19 protein-coding genes are annotated in these 16468 nt (G+C 49.9%); 3 read left to right on the top strand and 16 right to left on the bottom strand.

Annotated features, from left to right (window positions below):
• Positions 1 to 64: 64 nt before the first annotated feature.
• A complete protein-coding gene (locus RQP18_RS06955) occupies positions 65 to 640 on the bottom strand; it encodes a lysophospholipid acyltransferase family protein (protein ID WP_342387019.1) in 576 nt (191 codons plus the stop codon).
• A gap of 2 nt (positions 641 to 642) precedes the next feature.
• Positions 643 to 1299, bottom strand: a complete 657-nt coding sequence (cmk, locus tag RQP18_RS06950) for a (d)CMP kinase (protein WP_342387018.1) — start codon at positions 1297 to 1299, stop codon at positions 643 to 645.
• Between the two features lie 71 nt (positions 1300 to 1370).
• Here cmk and RQP18_RS06945 point away from each other — a divergent pair, with 71 nt between their 5' ends.
• Positions 1371 to 2330, top strand: a complete 960-nt coding sequence (locus tag RQP18_RS06945) for an asparaginase (RefSeq protein WP_342387017.1) — start codon at positions 1371 to 1373, stop codon at positions 2328 to 2330.
• Between the two features lie 48 nt (positions 2331 to 2378).
• On the opposite strand, the gene RQP18_RS06940 is transcribed toward RQP18_RS06945, so the two are convergent.
• On the bottom strand, positions 2379 to 3347 hold the full coding sequence (locus RQP18_RS06940; RefSeq protein WP_342387016.1) for a YpdA family putative bacillithiol disulfide reductase: 969 nt from the start codon (positions 3345 to 3347) through the stop codon (positions 2379 to 2381).
• A gap of 13 nt (positions 3348 to 3360) precedes the next feature.
• Positions 3361 to 4347: a LysM peptidoglycan-binding domain-containing protein gene (locus RQP18_RS06935; protein WP_342387015.1), complete on the bottom strand. Its 987-nt coding sequence runs from the start codon at positions 4345 to 4347 to the stop codon at positions 3361 to 3363.
• Positions 4348 to 4561: 214 nt separating this feature from the next.
• Here RQP18_RS06935 and RQP18_RS06930 point away from each other — a divergent pair, with 214 nt between their 5' ends.
• The gene (locus RQP18_RS06930; RefSeq protein WP_342389387.1) at positions 4562 to 4786 is read left to right on the top strand and encodes a ferredoxin; all 225 of its coding nucleotides are present in this window, start codon (positions 4562 to 4564) and stop codon (positions 4784 to 4786) included.
• Between the two features lie 45 nt (positions 4787 to 4831).
• Here RQP18_RS06930 and RQP18_RS06925 read toward each other — a convergent pair whose 3' ends face one another.
• From RQP18_RS06925 to RQP18_RS06885, 9 genes are all read right to left on the bottom strand, one after another.
• Positions 4832 to 5380, bottom strand: coding sequence for an ECF transporter S component (locus RQP18_RS06925; RefSeq protein WP_342387014.1), 549 nt, complete (start codon positions 5378 to 5380; stop codon positions 4832 to 4834).
• Between the two features lie 5 nt (positions 5381 to 5385).
• Positions 5386 to 6996, bottom strand: coding sequence for a HAMP domain-containing sensor histidine kinase (locus tag RQP18_RS06920; RefSeq protein ID WP_373445990.1), 1611 nt, complete (start codon positions 6994 to 6996; stop codon positions 5386 to 5388).
• An 86-nt stretch (positions 6997 to 7082) separates the two neighbouring features.
• Positions 7083 to 7790 carry a response regulator transcription factor gene (locus RQP18_RS06915; RefSeq protein WP_342387012.1) on the bottom strand — a complete coding sequence of 236 codons (708 nt, stop codon included), beginning with the start codon at positions 7788 to 7790 and terminating at the stop codon, positions 7083 to 7085.
• A gap of 18 nt (positions 7791 to 7808) precedes the next feature.
• Positions 7809 to 9008, bottom strand: a complete 1200-nt coding sequence (gene ccsB, locus RQP18_RS06910) for a c-type cytochrome biogenesis protein CcsB (protein WP_342387011.1) — start codon at positions 9006 to 9008, stop codon at positions 7809 to 7811.
• Between the two features lie 6 nt (positions 9009 to 9014).
• Positions 9015 to 10646 (bottom strand): cytochrome c biogenesis protein ResB, encoded by a 1632-nt coding sequence (locus tag RQP18_RS06905; protein WP_342387010.1) that lies wholly within the window; start codon positions 10644 to 10646, stop codon positions 9015 to 9017.
• Positions 10647 to 10658: 12 nt separating this feature from the next.
• Positions 10659 to 11228: a thiol-disulfide oxidoreductase ResA gene (gene resA, locus RQP18_RS06900; RefSeq protein WP_373445989.1), complete on the bottom strand. Its 570-nt coding sequence runs from the start codon at positions 11226 to 11228 to the stop codon at positions 10659 to 10661.
• A gap of 53 nt (positions 11229 to 11281) precedes the next feature.
• Positions 11282 to 12013: a pseudouridine synthase gene (locus RQP18_RS06895; RefSeq protein WP_342389386.1), complete on the bottom strand. Its 732-nt coding sequence runs from the start codon at positions 12011 to 12013 to the stop codon at positions 11282 to 11284.
• A complete protein-coding gene (gene scpB / locus RQP18_RS06890) occupies positions 12010 to 12531 on the bottom strand; it encodes an SMC-Scp complex subunit ScpB (RefSeq protein WP_373445988.1) in 522 nt (173 codons plus the stop codon). The genes RQP18_RS06895 and scpB overlap by 4 nt, the downstream gene beginning before the upstream one ends.
• 8 nt (positions 12532 to 12539) lie before the next feature.
• A complete protein-coding gene (locus RQP18_RS06885; RefSeq protein WP_342387007.1) occupies positions 12540 to 13253 on the bottom strand; it encodes a segregation and condensation protein A in 714 nt (237 codons plus the stop codon).
• A 32-nt stretch (positions 13254 to 13285) separates the two neighbouring features.
• On the opposite strand from RQP18_RS06885, the gene RQP18_RS06880 reads away from it, so the two are divergent.
• A complete protein-coding gene (locus RQP18_RS06880; protein WP_342387006.1) occupies positions 13286 to 13813 on the top strand; it encodes a DUF309 domain-containing protein in 528 nt (175 codons plus the stop codon).
• 79 nt (positions 13814 to 13892) lie between these two features.
• Here the strand turns inward: RQP18_RS06880 and deoB are convergent, their stop codons facing one another.
• The 3 genes from deoB to RQP18_RS06865 are packed head-to-tail and all read right to left on the bottom strand — an operon-like array spanning position 13893 to position 16429.
• Positions 13893 to 15077, bottom strand: coding sequence for a phosphopentomutase (deoB, locus tag RQP18_RS06875; RefSeq protein WP_342387005.1), 1185 nt, complete (start codon positions 15075 to 15077; stop codon positions 13893 to 13895).
• A gap of 9 nt (positions 15078 to 15086) precedes the next feature.
• A complete protein-coding gene (gene xerD, locus RQP18_RS06870) occupies positions 15087 to 15977 on the bottom strand; it encodes a site-specific tyrosine recombinase XerD (RefSeq protein ID WP_342387004.1) in 891 nt (296 codons plus the stop codon).
• Positions 15978 to 15982: 5 nt separating this feature from the next.
• Complete coding sequence (locus tag RQP18_RS06865; RefSeq protein ID WP_342387003.1) at positions 15983 to 16429, bottom strand: Fur family transcriptional regulator; 447 nt, start codon at positions 16427 to 16429, stop codon at positions 15983 to 15985.
• Between the last annotated feature and the right edge of the window lie 39 nt (positions 16430 to 16468).

Here is a 16468-nt window from a genome sequence, read left to right as displayed (position 1 = left end):
CCAATTACATTACTAAAAAGTGTATATATCTAAGTTCTTACAAATATATTGATTTGTCAAGTGATTATGCGGAAATTAGAAGATTGTTGATGTCTTCCCTGATTCTTTCCGTTATTTCTTTGCGATTCTTGCCCTCTGCAACCAATGCAGCAGTATCAATAGGTTTGCCAAATACTATTGTAACACCTTTTTTCCTGTCATAGGTCCCTTTAATCGCAGTCGGTACAATCTTTGCGCCGGATTTCACTGCCATGAAGCTTGCTCCCTGCTGCAGGTCCTTCAATGTCCCGGACTTGTTTCGGCTGCCTTCCGGAAAGATGAGCAGCAGGTTTCCTTCCTTCAGCACTTCGATGGATTTCTTCAATGCTGCCCTGTCCCCTTTGCCGCGTTCTACAGGAAATGCATTCAGATGGCTGATCAGAAAACCGATGACCGGGATCCTGAACAGCTCCGACTTCGCAAAGAATGACATCTCCCTTTTTACACTGATGGCCACAAGGGGCGGATCCAGTTCGGAAACGTGGTTGCTGCAGATTACTACAGGGCCTTCGGGAGGAATCCTGTCCTCGCCGATCACCCTGACTTTGAATCTTGTGTGATAGAACCTTTTGACCATTGCTTTAGTTGCGTTGTAAAACATCTCTAATCCTCCCTCAACAGGTCTTCAGCCATTCTGATGATCTTATCCTCGACTTCGGGAATGCTCATGTGGCTCGTGTCGAGCAGCACGGCATCATGCGCTTTTACAAGCGGGGAAATCTCCCTGTTCATATCCAGGTCGTCCCGACGGATGATCTGGTCGGTCAACGTTTCGAGATCGATGTCGGTGCCCCGCTCCTTTTCCTCCTTCAGCCTGCGCCTTGCCCGTATTTCGGGAGAAGCTTTCATATAGACCTTGAGCTCCGCTTCGGGCAGTACCGTAGTACCGATATCCCTGCCATCCATCACCACACCCTTGTCTTCGGCAATCTTCCGCTGCATTGATACGAGATAATTCCTCACCGTGGCAAGGCTTGAAACTTCACTTACACTGTTCGTCACTTCCTGGCTGCGTATGTCTCCGGATACATCTTCGCCGTTCAGGTATATGGAAGTGCCGTCGGTGCCAAAACGTATATCCAGGTCATCCAGCTGGTCGATGACACTTTTCCCATTGCGGATGACATGGAGGGTGACCGTGCGGTACATTGCGCCGGTATCGATATATATGTAACCCATCCTCTTGGCCACACGTTTGGAAATCGTACTCTTGCCTGCTGCAGCAGGACCATCAATCGCGATATTGATTTTCATATTCATATAAACCCGCCTTGTTCATTGTTCCAGTTTATTTTATCATAGTTTTATAAATTCGTTTAGGAGGAAGTCATATGCAGAAGAAAATTTTGGCGATTCACACAGGGGGGACGATCAGCATGTCCTCAACAGAAGGCCTGATCACCTCAGGGGATGAAAATCCGGTGAAGATAGACCGGGCAGAGGATCTGGGCATCATACTGGAGGAGACCTACCCCGTGAAGAAGCCATCCCCCCATATGACCCTGGACGATATGATCGAAATCAGGAACATCATCCGCCAAGAAGCGCATGATTATGACGGCTTTGTCATCACCCATGGTACGGATACGCTTGAGGAGACTGCATATTTCCTCGACCTTACCCTGGATATCCCCCAGCCTGTGGTGATTACGGGGGCAATGCGGTCGTTCAATGAAATCGGTTCGGACGGCATGTACAACTATCTGTCCAGCCTGCGCACCGCGATGGACGACCAGTCTGCTTCAAGAGGTGTCCTTGTCGTCTTCAATGATGAAATACATACGGCGAGGAATGTCACCAAGACACATACATCCAATATCGCGACATTCCAGAGCCCGAACCATGGACCGATCGGCATACTGACGAAGGATGACATCCATTATCATCACCAGGTGCGCGTCCAGGACCAGTTCGAACTTGCCGATTCGACCAGGAAGGTGGGCCTGATCAAAGCCCATGCCGACCTGGATGACACCTTCTTTGATGCCCTGGTCGAGAACGGGTATGATGGGCTTGTAATCGAGGCACTCGGGCAGGGCAATCTGCCGCCGAGGGCACTCGGCGGTCTCCAGAGGGTCCTTGATGCCGGCATCAGCACCGTCCTTGTCTCACGATCCTTCAACGGCATCGTCGGCAGCTACTATGATTATGAAGGTGGCGGCCATGATCTGAAAAACAGGGGAATCATCTTCTCAAATGGTCTGAATGGCCAGAAGGCACGGATTAAACTGCTTCTGGCACTGTGCAACGCACTTGATGGAGAGGGACTGGAGGAGGTTTTCCAGCATTAGAAAAAAGGATGCCCTTTGCCTGAGCAGGCAAAGGGCATCCTTATGGATTTATTTCTTCTTCGATATATCTTCGGCGATGGCGCCCCCATGGAATCTGCCATTCTCTATGAAGATGGTGTTGGCATCATTGCCGGCGGCGATTACGCCTGCGATGTATAGATTATCCACATTGGTTTCCATCGTCTCCCTGTCGTGCATTGGGGCGACACCGTGTTCGTTCTCATTCAGCGCGACCCCGAACGACTTCAGCAGCCGATAGTCGGGATGATAGCCAATCATGGCGAATACATAGTCGTTCGGAATTTCGAATGCTTCACCCTCCTTTTCAAGTACGACGCTGTCATCCTTGATATCGACGACTTCCGTATTGAAATGCATCTCTATCCTGTCATGCTTTACAAGGGAGTCGAACTGTGGAAGGACCCATGGCTTGACACTCTTGGAATAGGCTCCCTGGCGATAGACGACCGTAACATTACTGCCGGCCTTCTCGAGTTCGATGGCTGCATCCACACTGGAATTCTTTCCACCGATCACGAGTACATCCTGGGTGAAGAAGGGATGGGCTTCCTTGAAGTAGTGGAATACTTTCCCCTTGTGTTCTCCGGGAACATTCAGCTGGTTCGGCTGCCCGTAATAGCCTGTGGCAATCACGAGATGATCGCAGCTGTAGCGGCCTTTGGATGTCTCGAGTATGAACTGGTCTCCAGCCTTCCTGCCGGATGAGACTTCTTCATAAGTATTGATGTTCAGATCAAAATGCTTCACTGCCTCACGATAGTAGACCAGCGCCTGGTTCCTTTTCGGCTTATGCTGTTCTGTAATGAATGGGAAGTCACCTATGGAGAGTTTCTCGCTTGAAGAGAAGAATGTCTGATGGGTCGGATATTTGTAGATGGCCTCGACGATATTTCCTTTTTCAATGACGAGATAGTCCATCCCCCTCCTCTGCAGCTCGATGGCTGCAGACAGGCCGCAAGGCCCCGCCCCTATGATGATGGTTTCGATATGCTTCATGTATAACACCTTTCTATTCTGGTATTACCAGTTCCTGTCCGACTGACAACGAGTCGGCATCCACACCGTTGTTGGCATCCTGGATCTTTCTGATGTTCTCGGAGCTGCCGCTGCCATAGTATCTGATTGCGATACGGAACAGGTTGTCCTCGGGGCGCACTATATGGGTCGTGTTGCCTGAAGGCGTCTCTTCGCCTGCAGGATCTTCTTCGGCCTCTTCAGCCGTTTCCTCCTCAGGTGCTTCCGGCTCATCTACAACGCTTGTGCTGGAGTCGGGGGCTTCCCCCGACTCCTTCTCTTCTATGGCTGTAGCAGCCGCCTCTTCAAGTTCGGCCTCCTGATCATCGCTCAATTCAAGCTCCACGGCGCCGGTCCCCAGGTCGTTCTGATCCGTCTCTTCCCTGGATTCAGCCAGCTCACGCTCCATTTCAGCCTTCTGGTCTTCAAGTTCCTCATCAACTTCCTCCGAAGGCGCTTCAGGCGCCTCTTCAGTGGGTTCCCCGGCATTGTCTGCCACCTCTCCGGCACCATCGCCGGATGGCCAGAAGTTGCTGATGATGAGTACTCCCAATATGACTGTCAGGGGGAGTATGAGAACACCTGCGATAATGGCAGGTACCAGGCGCCTTTCCCTGTTGTCCTCCTTATCTTCATCGGAGCGGGTTTTCTGTGGCTTGAGTTCCGACAGCTTTTCTTTCGATACTTTGATTTCATCTCTGAACCTTCTATTGTAGGAGGAAAGTTTACCTGCGAAGAATGCCTTTCCCTTGTCAAGATTCTCCCTGTTGATATATCTGGTGAATTTGCCGCTCCATGCTCTGAACCGTTCTCCGGGCTCCATCTTCCGCCCGTCCCTGTCCTTCGGCCTATGGCGTTCTGCCCGGCTCAGATTGCTGGTGTCTTCCCCGCCCGTCGCCGATGATTGCTTTTTGTCGCTCTTCTCCTTTTTTGCTTGGGAAGCACGCTTATGTTCTACATCCTTGTAAAAATCATCTTTCATAGACATTCTCCTCAAACTGGTATCGTTCCTTATAATTATAGTATGTTTCCATTCCATTTTAAAGAGGTATCACTCCAGGTCTGCGACTATAGTTGTATTGTGGGCGCCCTGGCCGAATATAATTGAAATATCGTTTGAATAGCCGTAAAATAAAGTAGAAAGAAATGGTTGAGAGGTGAAAATAGTGAGTGAAAAGAAATACACCATCGTCGACATGGATACATGTATCGCCTGTGGGGCCTGCGGCGCAGCAGCACCTGACATATATGATTACGATGATGACGGTATTGCATATGTCATACTCGATGACAACCAGGGCACAATGGCTGTTCCTGAAGAACTGCTGGAAGATATGGAGGATGCATTCGACGGCTGCCCGACCGATTCTATCAAGGTCGAGGCACAACCATTCGATGGCGACCCTTTAAAATATGAATGATATAGATGAATCCCTTGGAAAATGTATTTCCAAGGGATTTTTTTCTTACCTTCTGAGCTTTGGGATCAATTTTACATAGACGAGATAGGCGACGAGACATACAAGGATCCCTTTTATCAGATTGAAGGGGATGATGCCTGCAGTCACCACGGCCCTGATATTTTCGATCAGATCCGAATGGTCGATGATGATTCCGTACATCGGCAGCAGGACAAAGTAGTTCAGGACGGCCATCATTACAGTCAAAACAATGATGCCGGCTACAAATCCGATGAGCAGGGACTTCTTTGTCCGATACCTTTCATGGATGAAGTATATCGGCAGCAGCAATGAAAATGCAGCAAGCATGTTGGCCAGCGGCCCGATCGGCTCACTGGCCATCAGAAGGCCATACAGCACGATCTTCATGATGATGATGAGTGAGCCTGCCACTCCACCGAAAAGGATGAACCCTATGAATGCCGGGATATCCGAGAAATCGACAGTCAAAAATGGCGGTAAGAAAGGGATCGGGAACTGGATGAGCATCAGTATGAACGACAGTGCAGCAAGAATGCTTATAATGATCAGTCTTTCCAAACGGTTTCTCTTCATGCGCATCATTCTCCTGTGTGTTTTTTTGGAAGTGTAATGCGGAAGGAGGTGCCCTCCCCGAATGTACTTTCCAGGTCTATGGTTCCATTATGCCTGTGGATGATGCTTTTGACAATGTAGAGGCCGAGGCCTGTACCATGCTGTCCCCGTGTCCGGGATTCATCCACTTTGTAGAAGCGTTCGAAAATGCGCTGCTGATGTTCCGGCCTGATGCCTGTCCCAGTATCCGTCACTTCGATTGTGACATGGCGTTCCGTCATGTCTGCATTGATGGTAATATGATCGCCTTCTGATGTATAGCGGATTGCGTTGTCCAGGAGGTTTGTAAACACCTGGCTCAGCTTGTCGAAATCGAAGTCGAAGACCAGGTCCCCGTCTCCTTTGGTGATGGCAAAGTGGATGCCATTCTCCACCATTTCATGCCTGAAACGGTTCCCCAGCTTATCAAGCAGCTGTGTAAAGTCATTTTCTTCGATATTGAAGAAGTCTGATCTGCTGTCCATTCTGGCGATGGTGATCAGTTCATTGACCATCGTATTCATGCGGTCGGACTCATCCTTTATGATTCCGATCATTTCCTTTATCTCCGCGGGATCGGTGACGATGTCATCGAGCAGCGCTTCGGAATAGCCGCTCAGCATGACCATCGGAGTCTTCAATTCATGCGAGACGTTGGCGATGAATTCCGAACGCAATTTCTCTGCATCCACTTCCTCTGTCACATCCCGGACCAGCAGTATGACCCCATATACGACATCCCCTTCTTCAACAGGTGTGTAGGACAGCTGCAGATGGCGGTTCTGCATCTCCATCCGTTCGATTGCGGACTCCCGGTGCTCTGCTATTTCTTTTATATTTTCGCTGAAGCGGTCCGACTCGGATTCATGTCCCCTAATGAGGTCATAGAGTTCATTGCCCTTTTGGTTGCTGTATATCAGCTCGACCTCCCTGTTGAAATAGAGCACCCCTTCGTTCATATAGGTGAAAATCTGTTCCCTCAGATTCCTTTCGTGGGTGATTTCGGAAATGTTATGGCGGATGTCATTGTTCATCTTGTTGAAAGCCAGGGTGAGCTCTCCTATTTCATCACGGCTTTTCACTTCCAGCGTATTATAGTTGCCCTTTGCCGTGGAAAATGCCGCATTTTTAAGATTGATCAGCGGTCGTGTGATCCTGTTGATCAGGAAGAATGCAAAAGAGGTGGTGATCAGAAAAAGGACAAGGGCACTGCCGATGATGATGGTGGTGACTGCCCGCATCGACTGATTGATATCCTCGAGGTCCCTGTACTTGATGAGGGCCACATCGCTATCGAAGTAGTCGCTCAAGTTTGATACTTTGACCATATAGTCATGTTCGTATATGTCCTCAAGGATGAAAGTGTTCCCTTCCCCCTCGCCAGAGAGTATGCGCTGATAGATCGCTTCATCAGTTGAAGACTGGTGAGAAATCATCGATCCGTCCGTATACAGTATCAGATTGTCCTCCCGGAGCAGTATGGAATCGAGGTCATCGATATCATGCTCCGTCAATACAATCTCCTCCGCCCGGGTAATCTCCTCCTCGAGCAGTGTCTCGGTCGAATTGAGTACGTAGTTGCGGAAATAGAGGCTCAAAATGATCGATAATATAATTAAAACTGTCGTTACTATCAGAATGATAGTTAACCACAGTTTTGTTACGACGCTGTTTATGACATTCATTATTCATTGACCTCGAACTTGTAGCCGATGCCCCATACAGTGTGAATCATGTCACTCGCCTCCGGGGAAACTTTATTGAGCTTCTCCCTGAGACGTTTGACATGGGTATCCACCGTTCTCAAATCACCATAGAAGTCATAGTGCCAGACTTCCCTGAGGAGTTCTTCACGGTCGAACACCTTATCCGGACTCCGCGCCAGGAACAGCAGCAGTTCATATTCCTTCGGCGTCAGATTCACTTTCACATCATCGGCGAGTACCCTGTGGGCGTCATTGTCGATCACCAGGTGGTCGTACACGATGACGTCTTTCGTCGATGAATCCGCCTCTATGAATGTCGTTTCCGATGAACGGCGGAGTATCGCTTTGACACGCAGTACGACTTCCCTCGGTGAGAAGGGTTTGACGATGTAGTCATCTGCACCGACTTCGAACCCCTCCACCCGATTGTTCTCCTCGCCTTTGGCCGTCAGCATGATGATTGGAGTGGACTTCTGGGTTCTGAGGCGCTTTGCCACTTCGATGCCATCCATCCTCGGCATCATGAGGTCAAGGAGGATGCAATGGAAATCCTGCTCGAGAGCAAGCTCCAGAGCATCTTCTCCATTATCCGCTTCGGTGATGTCATACCCTTCCCGTACAAGATACATGTTGAGCAGTTTTCTGATGCGTTCTTCATCATCCACTATGAGAATTCTTTCAGACATATAAACCCTCTTTTCGTTTTATGCGTAGGAATGCAGGCCTGCAACGAGCAGATTTATGGCAATCAGGTTGAAAAGGATGAGCAGGAAGCCGATGATAGCAAGCCATGCCGATTTTTCGCCTTCATATCCCCTGTTGAGCCTGAGGTGCAGGAAAACTGTATAGAACATGAACGTAATGAATGCCCATGTCTCTTTGGGGTCCCAGCCCCAGAAACGGCTCCAGGCAATTTGTGCCCAGATGGCGGCAAAGAATATGCCTCCGAGTGCAAAGATCGGGAAGCCGATGATGACCGAACGGTAGCCGATTTCATCCATAAGGTTGAGGTCTGCCCTGTTGGACCACGGTTTCAGCATTGCGATGATCCGCTTCCTCAGGATGAGACGTATGATCCCATATGCGACCAGACCGAGCAGGAAGGACCATAAGACGGTGTTCAGCTTCTGTGAATCGATCAGCGGAGGGAGGTTCACGCCACTATGGAAATGGTCCGCCTCCTCATAGTTGTTTTCCCCCACATGCTCTACAGGCACAGCCCCCTCGAAATTGACAAGGCTCGGCAGGTGGTATTCAGCAATCTGGTTCTGGCCCTGCTTGTCCTGATAGAGGAAGTCATCCTGATAGCCGATTACATTCTGCATGAGTACTGTCGTTGCAATGAAGACAAGCACTATGACTATACCCGCCATGATCGCTTCCAAAAAGCGTGCACGCCATGATTTTTCATCCGCCGGGACAGCCTTCAACAGATAGATCAGGCCGGCGACGGCACTCATTGACAGTATACCATAAGCCAGGGTCACTGTAATGACATGGATGGCGAGCCAACTGCTCTGCAGTGCAGGGATCAGCGGTTCCACCTCTCTTGAGAACATGCTGCCATAGGCCATGAGAAGCATGGATACCGGAAGTGCAAACAGGCCGAACAATCTGGTCTTGAAATAGAAGTATGTGATCAGGTAGCCGCCTATGATCATGATGGCGAACATGGTGATGAATTCATACATGTTCGATACAGGCGCATGGCCCTGCGCAATCCACCTTAAAATGAAATAGGATACCTGCAGGATAAACCCAATGATTACCATGGTGATGGCTATCTTCACAGGCTTGTTCGATTTTGATTTGATGCTCGTCGCCAGGGGGAGCATCGCGACGAGGTATAGTATGAAAGCTGCATAGAGCAGCGTACTACTGATTGATACAAGTTGGGATGCCATATAGTATTACTCCTTGTTTTTGTCTTTGTCTTCATCATCCATTTTGTCATTGACGGCTTCGAGACCGTTGGATTCGAGCACTTCGTTTATTTCGCGCTTCATACCGAAGTAGTTTTTGTTGGTATGTGCTGCGAGCAGCAGGTTCTCGTCTGTCCTGATCCAAATCCTTCTATGATTGATATATGAGCCTGTGAAAAGGCCGATCAGGAAGATGATGAATCCGGTTGCGATGAAAGGTATCGTCAGATCCTTCTTCAGTGTCAGCACGCTTGCCATATGTTCTTCAGCCTCCACAAACCGTATGCTGTAGTCGTTGTTCTGGGTGATGTCGGTGCTGTTCATGATTTGGAGCAGACTGAGTTCACTTTCTTCGCCGTCTGCAACTTCAAAGACGAACGCCGGATTTCTCGGAACCGGTGTGGCTGACACCAATGTACCATTGTCATCGATTTCAAGGAAGTCGGGAGAATATGCCCTCATATTGACGGATACCCCATCAGTAATTTCAAAAGACTCTTCCGGGTCATTGAGGTTAATTGTGAAATTATCGCCAACGGTGTTGCCGTTTTCCTCCTCCAGCCGGAAAGTCATGGACTTGAGCTGTGAGTTGTCATAGCTCGACTGGTAGAGCTCATAGTTTCCGAAACGATATGGATGGTTGACGCGGATGCTGTATTCGTCGATTTCTTCAAGATCTGGGGAGGAGCCCACGATGTCCGCACTATTGTTTTCATAGAAGGTGATATCGGTCTGGAAATTGCTTATGACCATCGTATTGCTGCTCAATGCCTGATCGAAGACTTCTCCCGCCTCCTCATCGTAAGTATCGAGGGTGAACGCTTCGTTCCTGACGAAGTACTGGCCTTCCGTAGTCGGCAGTTCTTCCGTCTCACCCTCATTGATATGGACGATCTCATCCACATACATGCCCGGGAAAAACCTCAGCATGCTGCCGAAAAGCAGGATGATCAGGCCCGTATGGTTGATGTAGGGGCCATAACGGGACAGGCGCCCCTTCTCGAGCAGGTAGCTGTCCCCGTCCTTTCTCACCTTGTAGCGCTTTTTCGAAAATGCATCAATAAGGCTGTTGGTATCGGCAGGACGCTCCGTATTAAGAAAGAGCCTCTGTCTGCGGAAGAAGGAGTCATGCTTTTTGACGCGCTGTTTGTTCAGGGATTTGAACAGCGGTATCCCGCGGTCTATGCTCGCTGCTATGATCGACAGCGCCAGCAGGCCGTTCAGCACGAGGAACCACCAGGAGGAATAGAGGTTGTGGAACCCGAGGGAGTAGTAGAGATAGCCGAGGGTCCCATAGTTTTCCTGATAGTATTCCGCCGGATCGACACCGAGCGGGATGAAGTACTCCTGTGGGAAGATCGTTCCGATCGCAGCCGCAACGGCGATGGCCAGTATGATGGACACACCGATTTTGACTGAAGTGAAGAAGATCCAGATCTTGTCGAAAATGCTTTTCGATCTCGTCTTGGACCTGACTGCGCTGCCATCATACCTCATCAGGTCTTTGATTTTATTCTTATCATAATCACTGTTGATCATATTACCGCAGGACTGGCACAGCTGTGTCCCGGGCGGATTGACGTGACCACATGATTCACATTTTATTTCTTTTAGCTCCATTGCTCATTCATCCTATTCTGTGGATTCACTGATAAACGCGGTAATATCATCATGAGTGAGCTGATATTCCTGCTTTTTGACGACGATCCCCTCTTTGTTTACGGCAATGGTCGTCGGTAATGGGCCGATATTATAGGCATCGGTTACACTTTTCGAACGATCCAGTGCAATGGGGAATTCCAGGTCGGCATCAAGACCAGAGATGAACTGGCGGATCTGCTGTTCATTTTCGGCAACATTGACGGCGACGATTTCATAATCGTCATGTCCCTGTGTATAGACATCGTTCATATCCGGCATTTCCTCGCGGCATGGCTTGCACCATGTGCCCCAGAAGTTCAGGATGACGCCCTTGTCTTCGGTCAGCTCGGACAGCTGGATCTCTTCCCCTTCAAGTGTCGTCAGCCTGAAGTCCACGGCTTCATCGCCGACTTCGACCGCTTTCGTGCCTGAAGTCAGGTTGAACCATACTGTAATCCCTATGAGCAGGGCAATGGTCACTATGATGCTCACTCTGAGGATGTTGCGCGTACGTCCCTTCATATTTATCACCTGCCTGTCGTTCTGATTCATGATTTTCATTATAGCATTTTATAAAATTGCCCTGTATGACAGTATTATGACAATTGGAGGTGTCAGGACGCTTTGGCGTTTGCGATCAGCTTCTTGACTTCATGCGGTTTGAGGAACCGGTATTCCCCTTCTCCAAGCCCTTCCAGCGTCAGGAAATCATAGCTGATGCGCGTCAGTTTGATCACTTTCAGTCCGAAGTGCTCGAACATGCGCCTCACCTGGCGGTTGCGCCCTTCATGTATCGTCAGTTCCAGGATCATCTGCCTGTCCTTCTTGTCACGGATCACCTTTACATCTGCCGGCGCTGTGACACCATCCTCAAGTTGGATGCCCTTGCGCATCTGCTTCTGTTCTTCTCTCTTCAGGATGCCGTCGATCTTCACCCGGTAAGTCTTTCTGACTTCATATTTGGGGTGTGTCATATACTGGGTGAACTCTCCATCGTTCGTCATGAGCAGAATGCCGGAAGTGTCATAGTCCAGGCGGCCTACGGGATACAGGCGGACATCCATCCGTTCGAAGGCGTCCACTACAGTCCTGCGGCTCCTCTCGTCTTCTGCCGTGGAGATCTCCCCTGCCGGTTTGTAGTAGAGGATATAGACCTTCTCCTCCTGGCTGAGCGGTACACCATCCACTTCGATCCTGTCGTTCTGCTTCACTTTCGTACCGAGTTCCGTGACCGTCTCGCCATTGACCTTCACCCGTCCTTCTTCAATCATCACTTCGGCCTTTCTCCTTGAAGTGACGCCACTGTTTGCAATTGCTTTCTGTAATCTTACTTCTTCCATTGCTATTCCTCCTCTATACTTTCAAAAAATAAATCCATTTCTTCCTGTTCCATGATATCCTTCTGCGATGGCAGCTCTTCGAGCGACTCCAGTCCGAAAAGCTGCAGGAAGTAGTCCGTCGTTACAAAATGGGCGGCCCTTTCATCGTGCATGCTCTTCTTTGCGACCAGTCCCTTTCCGAGAAGCGTGGAGACCGGCCCGTCCGATGCCACGCCCCTCATCGTTTCTATGTCTCCTCTTGAGACGGGCTGGTTGTAGGCGATGATGGACAGGACTTCAAGCGAAGCCTGGGAGAGCTTCTGGCCCGGCCTGTCGTCCAGAATCCGCTGTATATACTTTTCCATATGCCGGGTCGTCTTCAAGAAATACTTGTCGCCATGCCTCTGGATGGTGAAGTTCGGTCTTTCATACGTCTCCACCACCTTGTCGAGCTGTGATTTCGTAATCGGGACATGCATGATCAGCTGTTCTTCCGACAGGCCGGCATCCCCTGCAATATACAATAAACCTTCAATGATTTCCATTTTCTCCATTAGTCATACAGCCTTTCAATTTCAAAATCATCCCGGCCCCTTGGATGGATGGCCAGCTGATTGTCCTTTACGAGGTCCAGGAGGGTGAGGAACACAGCCACGACTTTGGGCTTCGACTCCGAAAAGGTGAAGATGTCCCGGAGCCCGAGCGTTTTCTTTCCTGAGAAGCATTGGCGCAGGAATGACTCGGCAAACTCCCGGGAGACGGACTCCCTTGTGATTGTGATGTTCCGTGGCCGGTCGACCGAAACCCTGGCCCTCACCTTCTGGTAGGCCGCCATCAGATCCGCAAGCGAAACCTCAAGCGGGGCATCATCGTCCGCCTTCTCCTCAAACGCATGGGGCGCCTTGATGTAGATCTTTTCATTTTCCTTCTTCAGCTCGGCCAGTTGTTCGGCATACTGCTTGTAGTTCTGGTACTCGATGAGCTGTTCCATCAGCGATTCCCTCGGGTCTTCATACTCCTCTTCCATATGGGGCGGTTCGGGCAGAAGCATATGGCTCTTTATTTTCAGCAGTTCGCTGGCCATCACGAGATATTCGCTTGCAACATTGATTTCAAGCTCTTTCATTTCATCGATATATTCCATATACTGACGTGTGAGCGTCTTCATCGGTATGTCATAGATATCGATTTCAAGCTCTTTGATCAAGTGCAGCAGAAGGTCCAGCGGGCCTTCAAACACATCAAGTTGTACTTTGTATCCATTCATAAAAAATTACCTCGATATCAGGAGACGATAACATGAAACTGTTACATCTTATAGATTTCTATAACGAACTCATTATAAAGCAAGATTACTTCGAATGCCATGAAATCATGGAGGCGGCCTGGAAGTCGAAGCCCGACTTCTCCAAAAATGATCCAGAAGTGTTCCTCATTCTGCTCGCCACCGGAGAATACCATTACAGGCGTGGAAACATCAATGGGGCCATAAGGTCATATCGGCGGGCGATGAAACTTCATGATGAAAACATGTATGACCTGGCTGCTCTCGGCATGGATGATGCACTGATCGGGATGATGGCACAGAGGATGGACGATATGGAAACCGAACCGTTCCGTCCCCTGCCCTTTCCGCTGACCGCAGACATGTGGCTGGTGCTGCACCGTCATTACGGCGGCCCATTGGACATCGGAGCCTTCAAAACATGGGCGGAAGGCCGGTTCGTCCGCGATGCATCCATCGTCTTCAAGCACCGCCTGAGGGACCGGTCGGATGTCATCCTTGAAAGGGAGGCCGCCATCAAAAAAAGAAAACATCGGAAATGATGTTTTCTATAGAACAAGCACCCAGTAGACGAAACCCCATATCAGAGCAAGGAGTACAATCACGATTAAGGTGAAATATTTATTCTTCATCTTCCGTGATCTCCTTGAACAAGCTTTCGCCATGAGTATCATATTCAATTTCGAAGTTTTCGGCAATCGTTGCTGCGATGTCGCTGAAGGTATCGGAATCCCTGAGTGGGCCGTATGCCCTCTCTCCGCCCGCCTTCATCAGGAGCGGCACATTCTCACGCGTATGGTCCGTGCCGGTGTATGTCGGGTCATTGCCATGGTCCGCAGTGATGACCAGGAGGTCATCCTCCCGAAGCTTAGAGACGATTTCAGGCAGACGGTCGTCGAATGCCTTGAGCGCATTGCTGTATCCTTCAGGATTCCTCCTATGGCCATAGAGCGCATCGAAGTCCACCAGGTTCAGGAATGAGATGCCGTTGAATTCCCTGTCCATCACTTCAAGCAGCTTGTCCATGCCATCCTCATTGTTCTTCGTACGGACCGAATCCGTGATGCCGGAACCGGTGAAGATGTCGTTGATCTTGCCTATGGCGATGACGTCGTTGCCGTTGTCCTCAAGCGCATTGAGCACTGTCCTGCCGAACGGTTCGAGCGCATAGTCATGCCTGTTTTCCGTGCGTGTGAAATTCTCGCTGGAGTCGCCGACATACGGCCGGGCGATCACCCTGCCCACCAGGAAATCCGGATCCGTCGTCATTGCCCGGACCTTTTCACAGATGGTGTAGAGTTCATCGAGCGGAATCACATCTTCATGGGCAGCTATCTGCAGGACGGGGTCGTTCGATGTATAGACGATCAGGTCGCCGGTCTTCATCTGGTGCTCACCGTACTCCTTGATGATTTCCGTGCCGCTCGCAGGCTTGTTGCCGACGATGTCACGGCCGGTCGCTTCCCGGATCCTATCCAGGAGCTCCTCCGGGAATCCATCAGGATAGACCTTGAACGGCTTCTTGATGTTCAGGCCGGCGATTTCCCAGTGGCCCGTCATCGTATCCTTGCCCTGGGACACTTCGCTCATCTTGCTGTAGAAGGCATGGGGTGTATCGGGGCAGCCGAGGCCGGGAAGCGTATCGATGCATCCGAGTCCGAACTTCTCAAGGTTGGGCAGTTCTACAGGGTGGCTCTCCAGAGTGTGCTTCAATGTATGCGTACCCGTATCGCCAAATTCGGCAGCATCATGCTGGGCACCGATGCCTACCGAGTCGAGGACGATCAGATGAATTCTTTTGAACATTCTTATCTCCTACTTTCTTGGATGGAATTTTTTATACATTTCTCTGATTTTTACAGCGGAAATCTGGGTGTAGATCTGTGTTGTACTGATGTCGGAGTGACCGAGCATCTCCTGGACCGCTCTCAAATCTGCACCATTTTCAACCAAATGTGTGGCAAATGAATGCCGGAAAGTATGCGGGGTGATGTTCTTGCCGATTCCGCTTGCAAGCTCGTATTTCTTGATCGTTTTCCACAATCCCTGCCGGGTGAAGCCTCTGCCCCGATTTGTGATGAACAGCTCTTCGACGACATCGTCCTTGAGCAGGGCCATCCGCTCATTCTCCATATACTGTTCCAGGAGTTCCCCTACAAAGTCGGTGATCGGAACGATCCTCTCCTTGCTCCCCTTTCCCATGATACGGATATAGCCCATATCCGTATTCAGGTCGGAAGTCCTTATGTCTATCAGTTCGCTCACCCTGAGCCCGGATGCATAGAGCAGCTCCATCATTGCCTTGTCCCTGACGCCCGCCACCGACTGGTCGGGGGTGGACAGGAGCTTTTCCATCTCCTCCACTGTCAGATAGACAGGAAGCTTTTTGGCCTCCTTGATCGAATGCAGCCGGAGTGCCGGGTTATGGGAGGTGATGCCATCATTGACGAGAAACTGGTGGAAATTCTTGAGCGTCGATTGCATGCGTGATATCGTTTTGGCACTTTTGCCCCCATGACGCAGCTCCTTGAGAAACCTGATGAGCAGCTCCGTGTCGATCCGCGAGGGATCGAGTGCATCCCGGTCGGCCAGGAAGGCCTCATACTGCATGAGGTCCTGGCGATAGGAGCTGATGGAGGATTGGCTCAATCCTTTTTCGACGCTTAAAAAAAGCAGGTACTCCTCAATATGTCTCTTGAAATCCATATCCATTAGTCCTTCTTGCTCTGGCAGTCGCCGCATATTCCGTGGAAAGTAAGGCGATGGTCCGTCACTTTGAAGTTATAGTCATTTTCAACAATTTTCTCTACATCTTCCAGCAGATCTTCTTCTATTTCTTCTACTGCTCCGCATTCCATGCAGACAAGGTGATGGTGGAAATGCTTGGCGCCCTCTTTTCTGAGGTCATAGCGGCTGACCCCATCGCCGAAGTTGATTTTGTCGAGAATCTTGAGTTCACTTAATAGCTCGAGTGTGCGATAGACTGTAGCCAACCCTATTTCAGGGTATTTATCCTTCACTTTCAGAAAGACATCTTCGGCACTTAAGTGATCACGTTCATTCTCGAGCAGGACCCTGACCGTAACCTCCCTTTGAGGTGTCAGCTTATACTGGGCCCCCTGAAGTGCTTCCTTGATTCTCTGAATCCGATTTTCCACGTGTTCACCTACTTTGTATGATAATCAAAAACATTATAA

The sequence above is a fragment of the Salinicoccus sp. Bachu38 genome (assembly GCF_038561955.2).
GTDB classification, from domain to species: domain Bacteria; phylum Bacillota; class Bacilli; order Staphylococcales; family Salinicoccaceae; genus Salinicoccus; species Salinicoccus bachuensis.
Note: the sequence above shows the minus strand (reverse complement) of the source record. Positions and strands in the feature narration are given on the sequence as shown.

Bases quoted from the DNA above. Each gene is read 5' to 3' on its own strand.
- RQP18_RS06930 (WP_342389387.1), top strand. From the start codon at position 4,562: ATGGATACATGTATCGCCTGTGGGGCCTGCGGCGCAGCAGCACCTGAC.
- resA (WP_373445989.1), bottom strand. From the start codon at position 11,228: ATGAAAATCATGAATCAGAACGACAGGCAGGTGATAAATATGAAGGGA.
- RQP18_RS06935 (WP_342387015.1), bottom strand. From the start codon at position 4,347: ATGAAAGATGATTTTTACAAGGATGTAGAACATAAGCGTGCTTCCCAA.
- cmk (WP_342387018.1), bottom strand. From the start codon at position 1,299: ATGAATATGAAAATCAATATCGCGATTGATGGTCCTGCTGCAGCAGGC.
- ccsB (WP_342387011.1), bottom strand. From the start codon at position 9,008: ATGGCATCCCAACTTGTATCAATCAGTAGTACGCTGCTCTATGCAGCT.
- RQP18_RS06880 (WP_342387006.1), top strand. From the start codon at position 13,286: ATGAAACTGTTACATCTTATAGATTTCTATAACGAACTCATTATAAAG.
- RQP18_RS06940 (WP_342387016.1), bottom strand. From the start codon at position 3,347: ATGAAGCATATCGAAACCATCATCATAGGGGCGGGGCCTTGCGGCCTG.
- scpB (WP_373445988.1), bottom strand. From the start codon at position 12,531: ATGGAAATCATTGAAGGTTTATTGTATATTGCAGGGGATGCCGGCCTG.
- deoB (WP_342387005.1), bottom strand. From the start codon at position 15,077: ATGTTCAAAAGAATTCATCTGATCGTCCTCGACTCGGTAGGCATCGGT.
- RQP18_RS06915 (WP_342387012.1), bottom strand. From the start codon at position 7,790: ATGTCTGAAAGAATTCTCATAGTGGATGATGAAGAACGCATCAGAAAA.
- RQP18_RS06945 (WP_342387017.1), top strand. From the start codon at position 1,371: ATGCAGAAGAAAATTTTGGCGATTCACACAGGGGGGACGATCAGCATG.
- RQP18_RS06905 (WP_342387010.1), bottom strand. From the start codon at position 10,646: ATGGAGCTAAAAGAAATAAAATGTGAATCATGTGGTCACGTCAATCCG.
- xerD (WP_342387004.1), bottom strand. From the start codon at position 15,977: ATGGATTTCAAGAGACATATTGAGGAGTACCTGCTTTTTTTAAGCGTC.
- RQP18_RS06885 (WP_342387007.1), bottom strand. From the start codon at position 13,253: ATGAATGGATACAAAGTACAACTTGATGTGTTTGAAGGCCCGCTGGAC.
- RQP18_RS06925 (WP_342387014.1), bottom strand. From the start codon at position 5,380: ATGAAGAGAAACCGTTTGGAAAGACTGATCATTATAAGCATTCTTGCT.
- RQP18_RS06955 (WP_342387019.1), bottom strand. From the start codon at position 640: ATGTTTTACAACGCAACTAAAGCAATGGTCAAAAGGTTCTATCACACA.